Consider the following 12,485-nt stretch of genomic DNA (forward strand, 5'->3'; position numbering starts at 1 on the left):
AAAATCGAAAAAAAGCCCCGCTTCATCGTGCAGGCTGCACATGAAGCGGGGCTTCGTTATATCACTTTATCCCATGAAAGATCAAGCGTATTAAGCTTTTTTCATCATTTGACGCAGTACGGTTTGCAGGATACCGCCGTTGTGGTAGTAATCCACATCAACCATACTGTCCAGACGAGCGATGACAGGGAAGTCGAACTGCGTACCGTCTTCGCGAGTTACAGTTACTTTCAATTCTTGGCCTGGTTTCACATCATTGCTCAGACCTGTGATGTCAAATGTCTCGCGTCCGTTCAGACCCAGGCTGGACCAGCCATGACCTTCTTGGAATTGCAGCGGCATAACGCCCATGCCCACCAGGTTACTGCGGTGGATACGCTCGAAGCTTTCTGCGATAACGGCTTTGACGCCGAGCAGGAATGTTCCTTTGGCTGCCCAGTCACGGGAGCTTCCTGTACCGTACTCTTTACCTGCGATAACGATCAGGTTCTGTCCTTCATCCTGATACTTCATGGAAGCATCGTAGATGGACATTTCTTCATCTGTAGGCAGGTATTTTGTAATACCGCCTTCAGTGCCTGGAGCTACCTGGTTACGAATACGGATGTTGGCGAACGTACCACGCATCATCACTTCATGGTTACCACGACGTGAACCGTAGGAGTTGAAGTCTTTGCGCTCTACGCCATGCTCTTTCAGGTACAGTCCTGCTGGACTGGACGGAGCAATGTTACCCGCTGGTGAGATGTGATCCGTTGTTACGGAATCACCCAGCAGCGCCATTACGCGTGCAGAGCGGATGTCAGCAATATCGTTCAGTTTATCGCCAAGCTCCTGGAAGAACGGCGGGTTCTGGATGTATGTGGAGTTCGGGTCCCACTCATACAGTTCGCCTTCCGGTACAGCGATGTTGTTCCAGCGTTCATTGGCAGTAAATACATTCTCATATTTGTTGCGGAACATCTGAGCATTCAGGGAGCTGGCAATCGCATCCTTGATCTCTTCGGAGCTAGGCCAGATGTCTTTCAGGAATACAGGTTGATCATTCTGATCGTGACCGATAGGATCGGTTTCGAAGTCAATATCAACTGTACCTGCCAGTGCGTAAGCAACAACGAGTGGCGGAGAAGCCAAATAGTTGGCTTTCACTTGTGCGTGTACACGGCCTTCAAAGTTACGGTTACCGGACAATACAGCTGCTACAGTCATATCGTTCTCGGCAATCGCTTCGCTTACTTCATCCGGCAGTGGACCGGAGTTACCGATACATGTTGCACAGCCGTATCCAGCAACGTTGAATCCGAGCTGATCAAGATAAGGGATCAGACCTGCTTTTTCCAGATACTCTGTAACGACAAGGGAACCTGGAGTCAAGCTGCTTTTCACGTATCCTGGTTTGGTCAGACCGAGTTCAACTGCTTTTTTCGCGAGCAAACCTGCACCGACCATAACGCTAGGGTTGGATGTATTTGTGCAGCTTGTGATCGCCGCGATCACAACAGCGCCTGCTTTCAATTCACTTGTGGAACCGTCAGGGTGCTTCACTGGCACTTTTTGTTCAATCTTCTCATCGCTCAGTCCATAACCGCCTTTGTCGACAGGGGTACGGATGATGCTGTTGAAGCTTTCTTTCATTTGTGTCAGCTCGATACGGTCTTGTGGACGTTTAGGTCCTGCAAGGCTTGGTACAACGGAGCCGAGATCAAGTTCAATGACATCTGTGAATTCCGGATCAACCGTGTTCGCTGTGCGGAACATCCCTTGAGCTTTGTAATACGCTTCAACCAGCTCTACTTGTTCATCGGAACGTCCAGTGCTGCGCAGGTAGTTCAGCGTCTCGCTGTCTACAGGGAAGAACCCGATGGTTGCGCCGTATTCCGGTGCCATGTTGGCAACTGTTGCACGGTCAGCAAGGCCAATGTTGGCAAGGCCCGGTCCGTAGAACTCAACGAATTTGCCGACAACGCCTTTTTTACGAAGCATTTGAGTAACTGTCAGGGCAAGGTCTGTTGCTGTTGCGCCTTCGCTCAGGCTGCCTGTCAGTTTGAAACCGATAACGTCTGGTGTTACAAAATAAAGCGGCTGACCCAGCATACCTGCTTCGGCCTCGATACCACCTACACCCCAGCCGACAACGCCGAGACCGTTGATCATTGTAGTATGAGAGTCCGTACCTACGAGTGAATCCGGGAATACAACCGTTTCGCCATCAACCGTTTTGGTAGCTGCCACGGAAGCGAGGTACTCCAGGTTAACCTGGTGAACAATCCCCGTGGATGGTGGAACAGCACGGAAGTTATTGAATGCTGTTTGTGCCCAGCGCAGGAAGCGGTAACGCTCTTCATTACGCTCGAACTCAACCTTGATGTTGTAATCCAGTGCATCACTGGTTCCGAATGCATCGACCATAACGGAGTGGTCAATAACCAGATCAACGGGAACGAGCGGGTTGATCTGTTTTGGATCGCCGCCTGCCTTTTTCACCGTATCGCGCATTGCCGCGAGGTCAACAACAACCGGTACACCCGTGAAATCCTGCAATACGATCCGCGCAGGGATAAACGGAATTTCCTTATTATTATCACGGCCTTCTGCCCAGCCGGTCAGTTGTTTTACGTGATCTTCGGTAATAGCACGTCCGTCGAATTGACGAACCGCTGCTTCAAGCAGCACTTTAATTGAGAAGGGAAGTTTGGAAAGGTCGCCGTGGCCGCCTTCCTGAAGTGCCTCGAGACTGTAGTAGCGGTAAGATTTGCCTCCAACCTCAAGCGTACGAGCGGCGGAGAAATGGTTCTTTGCTGACATACATGTACCTCCTTAAAATGTGTCGGTGAGATGAAGAAAACGTTCATTTCTAAATAAAGAACAGGCCTTCACCGTTCCGTGTTCTTGTTCAGTAGTTTCACTAGATGAAACATAATTTCAAAATCATAACTTTAGTTCTAAGTATACCGTTTTCACCTTCGTACGTAAAGGGCTTTTTGCCTGTGCAAGCACGCTTTTGAACGAATGAAGGCGTTTACTAAAATCTGATGGGAGCAAGCATGATTTCGAGCTTTCCTGAATGTTTTTACAGGGGCTTTATCCGAAACTGTGTACATACAACGGATTTTTCCTTCATATGCATAGTAGGAGATCAAGCCATGGAATGAGCAGTTGGATAGAGACTAACTCATGTCAAAGGGGGACATAAGCTTGGAACGCGAATGGAAGAGCGCCTTGTATACGTACGTCAACCAGTACAATCGCTGTGAGATCGATTACCGTCCACAGGCGAGTGAACGAATCGTAACCGATCCCGAATTTGTGGTGGAACGGGGAGAGCGCATGGCAAGGCTGGATGAATGGTACCGCAGACGGCGCGCCGTACCTCTTCGCAGCGAGACCAGTGCCAAGCTTGTGCGTACTCTCATTGATGGATCGGAAGAAGCGGTAATTGAAGTGCAGCTCTACAGCAGATTGTTCTATGAAAAGAGCGGGATTACTCATCGCGAGGATCGAATTGAGCGGGAAAGGTTAACCTTTTTACGCGAAAATGAGCGGTGGAGTATTGCGCGTGTGGAGCGTGAAGTGCCCGAACGGCGTCCAGCCGGGGAAAGACGTCCGTATCAGCAGGCTGATTTTGTACAGGCGGGGAACCGACCGCTGTTGAACCGGGAAGTATTGGGCCAGGGACGAAGAGCCAAAAGACAAATCTACCGTCGGGATCTGGCTGTTGCCTACGCTGATCGGTGGTGGAATGCGGGCAATCCGGCTTTTGAAGAATTCGATGTGGACTGCACCAATTATGTGTCCCAATGTCTCTTTGCAGGGGAAGCACCCATCCACTATACTGGTAGAAGAGAAGCGGGCTGGTGGTACAAAGGGTATGTGAACGGCTCGGAAATGTGGAGTTACAGCTGGGCTGTATCCAACAGCCTGGCAAGATATCTGTCCGGCAGCAGCTGGGGGCTGACAGCCACCGAGGTGGATCGCCCTGAGCAGCTTATGCTTGGCGATGTTATTTTCTATGACTGGGACGGCGACGGAAGGTTCCAGCACAGCACGGTGGTCACCGCTTTTGATGCGGGAGGCATGCCGCTTGTGAACGCACATACGGTCAGCAGCCGTCACCGTTTTTGGGACTACCGGGATTCCTATGCCTGGACGGAGCAGACGGTATACCGGCTTTTTCATATTGCAGATGAGTTTTAAAAGGTAAAGATTTGCGGGCTGCGGTGACGCAGACAGCCCGTTCCGTGTAAAATAAGAATAGAAACCGGAAGCAGCCGGGCAGGGATTTGAGATGGCTGCGCAGACAGCATCACGTACAGATATAATCGGAGGTTACGCATGAGTAAGAATAAATTAAAAGTAGGCGTCGTATACGGCGGAAAATCGGGCGAACACGAAGTGTCGCTGCAAACGGCGTTTGCTGTAACAAATGCATTTGATTATGAAAAGTATGAACTGGTTCCTTTTTATATCTCCAAACAGGGGACGTGGAAAAAAGGAGCGGTGATGCATGCACCTTTTGCACGCATCGAAGACTTGAAGCTGGAAAGCTCGGCGGGCGGCACACAGGACGCACTGAATGCATTGTTTGCACGTTTATCGGGCGGGGCGGAAGCGCTGGACATCATGTTCCCGCTGCTCCACGGCACGTTTGGAGAGGATGGTACCATCCAGGGCATGTTTGAGATGGCAGATATGCCGTATGTGGGTGCAGGTGTGCTGGCTTCGGCAGGCGGCATGGACAAAGTGGTGATGAAAAAGCTGTTCGCTCAGGCTGGTATTGACCAGTGTGCCTTTACGTATTTTAACGCGACACAATGGAAGCAGGCTCAGCACGATATGATCGTCCAGGTCGAGGACCAGCTTGGTTATCCGTGTTTTATCAAACCGGCCAACCTTGGCTCTAGTGTAGGGATCTCCAAAGCGCGTAACCGCGATGAACTGAAAACAGCCATTGAGTTTGCACTACGGTATGACACCAAAGTTGTGGTTGAGGAGTTTGTAGAAGCTCGTGAAGTCGAGGTTAGTGTTCTCGGCAATGATGAACCGATGGCATCGGTTCCCGGCGAGATTGTATCCTCCGGCGAATATTATGATTATGCTGCCAAATACATTGACGGACAGTCTCAGATGTTGATTCCTGCACCGCTGGACACAGAGGCAGCTGACCGCATCCGTGAAGCAGCCCTGCAGGCATTCCGTGCGATTGAAGGTAACGGCATTTCACGTGTGGATTTCTTCGTTCGCAAGTCGGATGGAGCGCTGCTCATTAATGAAGTGAACACTATGCCAGGCTTTACGCCTTACAGTATGTACCCACTTTTATGGCGCGAGACAGGTGTATCGTATGCCGAATTGCTGGATCGTATGATCGAACTGGGACTGGAGCGGTATAACCGCAAGCAGGCACTGAATTACGAAAACGGCGTTCAGGCGTAGCCTGAGACGAACCGAATCAGGAAATCAGGAGGAATGTGCATGGGATTTCAGACAGAGTTTAATTCAGTATGCAAATTCAAAAGCGAGCAGGAGCTTTTCGAACTGCTGGAATACGGTCGCGGCAAAATGGTCAAACAAGGCTTCCGGGTGTTCCCAACCGGGCAAAAGGTCATTGCTTACACCCCGGATAATACAGCCGTGGCGATTGTGAAGATCGTGGCTTCCATTGCAGAGATCAATTTTCAGAACCAGGAAGTGACGGAAGTGGAGATGCAGCTTATTCGTAAGCTGACGGAGGAAGAATCACGAATCCAGACGGCACTGGCCGACGAGATGTTCTTTGGTGAGCAGGCTCAGGAATAGAGCCCATTGATGGGCCTATCACTGGGGTTTAACCTAAAGGCATGACTTCTTGCAAAGAGCGCCTGGAGGATTTGCAAGCATGCGATTATGGTCCCTTGTTTAGGGTAAAACTTGGTTATATACCGTGTCGGCTTATCTTCGCGGCTGCTGCAGCCGTGCGGTCTGTCCGCCCTAAACAGAGAGGAAGAAAATGATGCTTGTACGTTTCGGTTACGTGGCGATGTCGGTGCTCGTGGAGAATGCTTCGCCTTCACGGACCATGACGATGGCCAGTTTTAAAAAAATCGACGACAGGGAAGCGGCTCTTCGCAAGCTGGAACGCATTGCAGCCGAGAACCTGCACAATACATTACGTTTGCTCAGGCATAATAAAGGCAGCCATATTCATGTATATCGCTTTTCTTCGAAATTGATTCCACTTGCAACCCATGAGGACTTAAGTGACTGGGACCCGTTCCCGGCACTGAAGCCGGATTTTGAAGCTATCGGTCATTTTGTGAAGGAAAACGAGATGCGCGTCTCCTTTCATCCGGATCATTTTACCGTGCTGAGTACGCCTCGTGAAGAGGTGCTGCGCAGCTCAATGAAGGATCTGCGTCATCATGTCCGGATGCTGAATGCCATGGGCCTCAATGCTACAGCCAAGAACAATATTCATATTGGTGGTGCATACGGGGACAAGCCTTCGGCAGCACGGCGTTTTGAGGAGAATTTTTCAGAACTGGACCTTGACATCCAGGAGCGATTGACGCTTGAAAATGATGATAAAACCTTCAATTCGCCCGAAACGCTGGCAGTATGTCAGAACCTCGGCCTGCCTATGGTACTTGATATCCATCATCAGTGGGTGAACAATGAAGGCGAGCAGCCATGGGAGCTGTGGCCGGATATTTTAAAGACTTGGCAGTCACCGCTCGCACAGGCCGATGCGCCAGCGGATAAGCCGCTGGTACCGAAAATTCATGTCTCCAGCCCGAAGAGCGAGAAGGACCTTCGTGGCCATGCGGATGGAGTCGAGGTTGAGCCGCTGCTTGATTTTCTGCGTCATATTGCGGCAGATACCCCAGCCCTTGATGTAATGATTGAGGCGAAACGTAAGGATGAGGCTCTGGTGCAGCTGATGCAGAAACTGGCTTTCTATCAGAATGAGGGTGTGGAGTGGGTAGATGAGTCCACCGTTCGCATCCATCCCTGAAGCCAAAAGGGGCTTGGGCGGTAAGAAACTTTACACACGCTCGGACGTATACTTCTAACAAGTATTTTAACTTTTTCGTAGATTGATATAGAAAGTAGAGTGAACGCTTTGAGTGAAAAGGAAAAGGTACCTTATGTCGTGACAAGCAAAAGCTATACTGCCGTTGCCATTAATGCCGCATCCAAGGCGGGCGAGTGGATCAAGAGCCGTCTGGGTACGGTAAGTGAACTAGGAACCAAATATTCTCCGCAGGATTTGGTAACCGAAGTCGATAAAGGCGCGGAGCAGATGATTCGCCGCCTGATTCTAACCCATTTTCCAGATCACGCTGTTCTGGGTGAGGAAGGAGTCGAACCAGGACCTGAAGCTTCAGCAAGAGCGCTGAAAGAGGCAGCAGAGGAGGAGTACCTCTGGATTGTGGATCCGGTGGATGGCACGACGAACTTTGTGCACGGATTCCCATTCTATTCGGTTTCCATTGCGCTGGCACATAAGGGCGAAGTTATCGTGGGTGTCATCTATGACCCTTCCCGGGACGAATTATTTGTTGCTGAAAAAGGGAAAGGAGCCTACGTGCACGGAAACCGGATGACGGTATCGGGTGAAGAAACACTTGCACAGAGCCTTGTGGCGGTAGGCTTCCCGGCAGATACCACGTTTGCGCTGCCGCTGAATATGGCTGCTGTTCAGGCCCTTGCTCCGCAGGTTCGCAACCTGCGTGCAGGCGGCTCCGCTGCAATTCATCTGGCTTACGTTGCCGCAGGACGGCTGAGTGCCTATACGGAAGTTGGCCTCAAGCCGTGGGATATTGCCGCAGGAGCACTGCTGGTAGCGGAATCCGGTGGTAAGGTCACGGATACCGTTGGAACACCATATACACTGGCGGTAAACCATATCGCTGCCAGCAACGGCAAGGTTCATGATGCATTGACCAATGTGTTGAAGGAAGCCAAGGCTACAGGTTTGGAATAAGTAGACACACTTTAGTGAAGGAGCGAATAACAATGGATGAGTCCAAAGAACTTGAACAACGGCTTAGCGACATGCTGACGGAAGGAGACATGGAAGCATCCGTCGATGCTGAAGAGCAGGAACGTCAGCTCATTCCTCCCAAATACGAGGTGCGCATTCAGACGGAACGAGACCCGATCGTGGAGGAAACATTAAAGTTTCGCACTATGGCTCGGGAACTGGATGACCGCTATGATCGCTATCTGGAACGTGCTGCCGGGTCGAAAACAAAGGCGAATGGCAAACCATTGTCAGATCCAGACCAAGTTACAGGCCAAGGTGCAGACTCAGGGCAGGGACAAGAGTAAATGAGCCCGCACAAAACAAAACGTATGATCATTCATAAACCCTGGACCCTAAGGCACTCAATAGAGATGAATTGTATGATTAACGGACTTCCCAACGATGGGGAGTCTGTTATTTTATGCCCATTTATAGGAAAGAGGACAGGACCTGCTCCAAGATGATAGAATAGTTTTACACAAGCATATGTCATCAGAATGACTGACTTACTATATAATTGTGTGAAATATAGATGCAACCAAAGGAGTGTTCACTAGAATGAAACGTAAACGGATATGGAAAAACACAGCTGCAGGTCTCTCAGCCAGTATGCTGGCGGGTATGCTGCTGTTCACATCGTCCGCATTGCCTGCACATGCTGCTGATGCCAAAACGAGCGTATTACCTGTGGCTTCGGACGAAACATCGAAGACTGCACCGAAGAAAGATGCAGCGGCAGTGACGAAAGAGTTCCGCATCGTTACACTGGGTGACTCCATTACTGTAGGGTATGAGCCTAAGATGACCACTGCCCCATATGGTTATGTTGAGCGTTTGCAGGAACAAGGTCTGCTGCATGGGCGTACACAGGTAGATAACTTCGGTATCGCCGGACTTAAGACCAGCGGTCTGAAGAACTTTACTGATGCCGTTAACGAAGGAGAGACGCTTACTGCGGATGCAATTCAGCCTAACCTGCCTGATCCGAGAGCCGGTCAGATTGGTGCAAACACGGCTTCCATCCGTGAAAGCATTGCACAGGCCAATCTCGTAGCGATGACGATTGGTGGCAATGACGTATCCGAGCTGCTTGGTACAGCGAACACCTTGAGCGATCAGGAGCTGCAGGAGAAAGTGAAAGAGCTGCTGGCCACGTATACAACCAATGTTACTGCGATCATTAATAATATTCATGCAGTTAATCCATCGGCCCGGATCGTCATTGCAGATCAGTACCAGCCGATGCCGGAAGTCGCTGGCAAAGAGCTGTATGCCAAGCTGATGCAGGCTTCCCAGGGCTTTACACAAACGATTGACGGCATTGCCGCTCAGTTCGCAGCTCAGGGTACAGATGTGAAAGTAGCTCATGTAGCCAAAGATTTTGTTGGCGGTGAAGGCACGATGACACATATGATCAAAGACCGTGATTTTCACCCGAATCAATTCGGATATGCTGCCATTGCTGAAGAGTTTGCCAAAACAATCTGGGGCGACTACACCAAACTGGCTGCACCAGATGCAGGTCAACCGATGAACATCATTGTCAGCGGCAAAACACTCAACACTCCATATAAACCGATTATCCGCAACGGCAAAAACTTTGTGGCAATTCAGGACATTGTGAACGCCGTAGGAGCCAAAACAGTGTGGGATAATAAAACCGCAACCGCAACCATTACTTACGGTGACCGCAAAGTAGCTGTGAAGATCGGAGCTAATGCCTTAAAAGTGAATGGCACATCCGTTGCTGTGGACACCCCGGCTTTCCTGAACAAAGTAGGTAAGGAATCCAAAACCTATGTACCAGTAGCTATGGTGGCTGAAGGTCTTGGTTTTGACGTGCAGTACATCGCGAAGCTCAAAACGGTATTTGTAAATCCGTAGAAACTATGATTTCATTAGCGTTTAAATGAATAAAATAGTTAACGGGCGCTTCCAACTAAATCAAATAGCCTTAGTCCTGAAGAATTAGGACTAAGGCTATTTGCTATAATTATGCACTTTGGTTCTACCTGAAATAATAAGTAACTTCTTCACCGTTTAGCTATGACTACAAGGAGTTAGCTGTGAACAAAAGTGTGGAGTCAGTTTTTATATTGCATTTTTTTGAGGTTTCATGACAGTCTTTAAGAAAAACAGTGGATATATCATTAAATACAAATTAAATCCCCACCAATAAATATCGAAATCGCCAGCATATGCCCAGAAGGCAATTGCCTGCAGCCCGGAGCAAAAGGTTAGGACTAGAGATATGAGTGACCATGGTCTCCATAAAGGGTTGCTTCGTTGATATAAATAAAGACTGCTCAAACCTGTAATTGAGATAAGAATATCCAAAGGAAAAAAGGACCAGTTCCAGTTGATCATAATGGGATTAGTATAGTCTTTAAAAGCCCAAGAGTCAGGTATGATTTGGAAATATATGATAATCCAGTAGACGATAAAACCTATATCGGTGACCAAAAAAAAGGGTTTTAAAATTTTCATGTTACTCCTTCCCAATCATCATATCATTTGATTCAACATTTTATTTTTTAAGAGAAAACGGCTTAAATAAAACGAAATTATTAATGTGACACTACTCACCAGCATAACCTTGATTATAATATTCACATCAATGGTTTGTAGAGCTAGTTGTAAAGATACAATTATAGGAGCTTGAAAAATATAAATTGCATAGCTTGAACGGTTGAATCTGGATAAAAATGAATTAGTAAAATTGAACTTTGTCTTAAAGACAGTGATTATTTTTAGAATAATCCCAATAGATGTAAACGGCTCCCAAAAAGAATAATAAAGAGATTCAAAGGTGAATCCTCCATAAAAGGAATCGAGACTTCCTCCGTACAAATCAATGAGTAAAAATGCTGCAGGCAAAGTCACAATAGTTATTAAAGAGATGCGGAAATAAAAGCTCGTGAGAAGCGAGTCTATCTGATCTAGCCAGTTATTCCTGTAAGCAACGGTGCCGAGCCAAAATAACATAATATACTGTGGAAAGTATCCCAAGGAAAAATCATGTATATATAACATATTGGTAGGAAAGATTAATCTTGTTACAAAATTCAAAGATCCTATTAATAGGATGAAATACAATATGCCTATTTTGGATGGGAAGTTTATTTTTACAGTAAAGCCTCCAAACCATTTTCGTACCAAGCCATAGATTGAGGAAAAATAAAACAGAGCCATAATGAACCACATGTTGTAAAACCCAAAAGAAGATAAGGAAAGATGTGACTGAGGTTCTACCAAAAATATACAAAAAGGATTAAGAATAAAGTAATAGAATAAAGCGGGAATAAGTAACTTGAAGACTCTTCCTTTTATATAAGGATAGAATCCTTTTTTATCAAATGAAGGTGGTGTAAAATAAGCTGATATAAAAAAGAATAGACCCATGAAAAATGTCTGGCATACAGCATTAACAAAGGTAAGAATCGTTTTGGATAGTTCATCGTTGGATAGTTCAACATAATACCAGCCACCTTCAGCCCCGTAAGCACTGTTTGTATGAAATACAATTACCAGCACTGCCATAAAAGACTTTATATTATCCAGATATAAAATCTTCTTATTCATTTAAGAGATTTCCTTTCGAGCAATGCCTGCAACAAAGGTATGGGACAAATCGAGCTTTTTCTCTAAATGCAGCACGTGATCGAGCTGTTTCTTAATTTGATCCAAAATTTCATCTTCTTTCTCTCGATCGATGACATCTAAAAAACCTGCTGCTGCACCTGAACGTAAGACCCACTCCATAGCATCGTCCGATGATTGGCACGGTATAGGCTGCTCTCCTTCCCATGAATGTAACGTCTGTAAATTTCCTCGTAAAAACCATTTGTTTAATACTGTAGGATTCTGCGGTAGTTCTACCTTAATATAGCGCTGCAGGTAAGAAGGGTTTAAACTTAAAACTTTCTCGAATGCATCCATAAGTACCTTCTCAGAATCAACTCGTGTCTCTATTATTCCTACCTTTCCTTCTGGTTTTAATACACGCTTTACTTCTCTCATAAAAAGTACAGGATTGGTATAACAGATGGCCCAACCACAGACTACAGTATCAAAGCTGGAACTGGGTGTCTGTTTAAGGAAGGTCATCATATCATTCAGCTGCAGATTAACTTTTAGAGAAGGGTAGTTTAATAATTTCGAGCGAGCAACCTCAAGCATGCCATTGGAAAGGTCCACTGTAGTAATTGATCCCTTACCTTGGAGCCTCTGAGCGATTTCGTTAGTGATATAACCGGTACCACAAGCTAGTTCTAGAATATCTTGACCAGGAGTAATGTTTATTTTATCTAGTAAATGAATTGAATGCTCTCCCATAATTTTAGAGAAAAAAGAATCGTAATCTCCGCTTGCTTTATCATAATCTTTTGTGTTATTTGCGTGTTTGTTGGTCATTTTGTACCAAACCATACGAAAGAGCAATTCGAGTTTATTAAGCATAGGATATAATTCTCCTTATAAG

11 protein-coding genes are annotated in these 12,485 nt (G+C 47.1%); 7 read left to right on the forward strand and 4 right to left on the reverse strand.

Going from position 1 to position 12,485, the window contains the following annotated elements; all coding sequences use genetic code 11:
* Positions 1–90 precede the first annotated feature (90 nt).
* Entirely contained in the window at positions 91–2,805 is a 2,715-nt protein-coding gene (gene acnA, locus MKY97_RS03440; protein WP_342554124.1) for an aconitate hydratase AcnA, read from the reverse strand.
* 369 nt (positions 2,806–3,174) lie between these two features.
* Between acnA and MKY97_RS03445 the strand changes: the two genes are divergently transcribed.
* From MKY97_RS03445 to MKY97_RS03475, 7 genes are all read left to right on the forward strand, one after another.
* Complete coding sequence (locus tag MKY97_RS03445; RefSeq protein ID WP_342554125.1) at positions 3,175–4,194, forward strand: amidase domain-containing protein; 1,020 nt, start codon at positions 3,175–3,177, stop codon at positions 4,192–4,194.
* Between the two features lie 138 nt (positions 4,195–4,332).
* On the forward strand, positions 4,333–5,433 hold the full coding sequence (locus MKY97_RS03450; RefSeq protein ID WP_342554126.1) for a D-alanine--D-alanine ligase: 1,101 nt from the start codon (positions 4,333–4,335) through the stop codon (positions 5,431–5,433).
* Between the two features lie 39 nt (positions 5,434–5,472).
* Complete coding sequence (locus MKY97_RS03455) at positions 5,473–5,796, forward strand: hypothetical protein (RefSeq protein WP_342554127.1); 324 nt, start codon at positions 5,473–5,475, stop codon at positions 5,794–5,796.
* Between the two features lie 193 nt (positions 5,797–5,989).
* Positions 5,990–6,991, forward strand: a complete 1,002-nt coding sequence (uvsE, locus tag MKY97_RS03460) for a UV DNA damage repair endonuclease UvsE (RefSeq protein WP_342556218.1) — start codon at positions 5,990–5,992, stop codon at positions 6,989–6,991.
* Between the two features lie 108 nt (positions 6,992–7,099).
* Complete coding sequence (locus MKY97_RS03465) at positions 7,100–7,963, forward strand: inositol monophosphatase family protein (protein ID WP_342554128.1); 864 nt, start codon at positions 7,100–7,102, stop codon at positions 7,961–7,963.
* Positions 7,964–7,995: 32 nt separating this feature from the next.
* A complete protein-coding gene (locus MKY97_RS03470; protein WP_342554129.1) occupies positions 7,996–8,310 on the forward strand; it encodes a hypothetical protein in 315 nt (104 codons plus the stop codon).
* A gap of 253 nt (positions 8,311–8,563) precedes the next feature.
* Positions 8,564–9,889, forward strand: coding sequence for a stalk domain-containing protein (locus MKY97_RS03475; protein ID WP_342554130.1), 1,326 nt, complete (start codon positions 8,564–8,566; stop codon positions 9,887–9,889).
* Between the two features lie 207 nt (positions 9,890–10,096).
* Here the strand turns inward: MKY97_RS03475 and MKY97_RS03480 are convergent, their stop codons facing one another.
* From MKY97_RS03480 to MKY97_RS03490, 3 genes are read right to left on the reverse strand one after another with little or no spacing between them, the layout of a single operon-like run.
* The gene (locus tag MKY97_RS03480) at positions 10,097–10,492 is read right to left on the reverse strand and encodes a YvaD family protein (RefSeq protein WP_342554131.1); all 396 of its coding nucleotides are present in this window, start codon (positions 10,490–10,492) and stop codon (positions 10,097–10,099) included.
* A gap of 18 nt (positions 10,493–10,510) precedes the next feature.
* The gene (locus MKY97_RS03485) at positions 10,511–11,587 is read right to left on the reverse strand and encodes an acyltransferase (RefSeq protein WP_342554132.1); all 1,077 of its coding nucleotides are present in this window, start codon (positions 11,585–11,587) and stop codon (positions 10,511–10,513) included.
* Positions 11,588–12,463 carry a class I SAM-dependent methyltransferase gene (locus MKY97_RS03490; protein ID WP_342554133.1) on the reverse strand — a complete coding sequence of 292 codons (876 nt, stop codon included), beginning with the start codon at positions 12,461–12,463 and terminating at the stop codon, positions 11,588–11,590. It lies immediately after the preceding gene.
* Positions 12,464–12,485: the final 22 nt, after the last annotated feature.

This window comes from Paenibacillus sp. FSL R7-0652 (genome assembly GCF_038595045.1).
In the GTDB taxonomy this organism is placed as follows: Bacteria; Bacillota; Bacilli; order Paenibacillales; family Paenibacillaceae; genus Paenibacillus.

Excerpts from the sequence above, each read along its gene's own strand:
- uvsE (WP_342556218.1), top strand. The coding sequence starts at position 5,990 with ATGCTTGTACGTTTCGGTTACGTGGCGATGTCGGTGCTCGTGGAGAAT.
- MKY97_RS03455 (WP_342554127.1), top strand. The coding sequence starts at position 5,473 with ATGGGATTTCAGACAGAGTTTAATTCAGTATGCAAATTCAAAAGCGAG.
- acnA (WP_342554124.1), bottom strand. The coding sequence starts at position 2,805 with ATGTCAGCAAAGAACCATTTCTCCGCCGCTCGTACGCTTGAGGTTGGA.
- MKY97_RS03485 (WP_342554132.1), bottom strand. The coding sequence starts at position 11,587 with ATGAATAAGAAGATTTTATATCTGGATAATATAAAGTCTTTTATGGCA.
- MKY97_RS03490 (WP_342554133.1), bottom strand. The coding sequence starts at position 12,463 with ATGCTTAATAAACTCGAATTGCTCTTTCGTATGGTTTGGTACAAAATG.
- MKY97_RS03450 (WP_342554126.1), top strand. The coding sequence starts at position 4,333 with ATGAGTAAGAATAAATTAAAAGTAGGCGTCGTATACGGCGGAAAATCG.
- MKY97_RS03470 (WP_342554129.1), top strand. The coding sequence starts at position 7,996 with ATGGATGAGTCCAAAGAACTTGAACAACGGCTTAGCGACATGCTGACG.
- MKY97_RS03445 (WP_342554125.1), top strand. The coding sequence starts at position 3,175 with ATGTCAAAGGGGGACATAAGCTTGGAACGCGAATGGAAGAGCGCCTTG.
- MKY97_RS03475 (WP_342554130.1), top strand. The coding sequence starts at position 8,564 with ATGAAACGTAAACGGATATGGAAAAACACAGCTGCAGGTCTCTCAGCC.
- MKY97_RS03480 (WP_342554131.1), bottom strand. The coding sequence starts at position 10,492 with ATGAAAATTTTAAAACCCTTTTTTTTGGTCACCGATATAGGTTTTATC.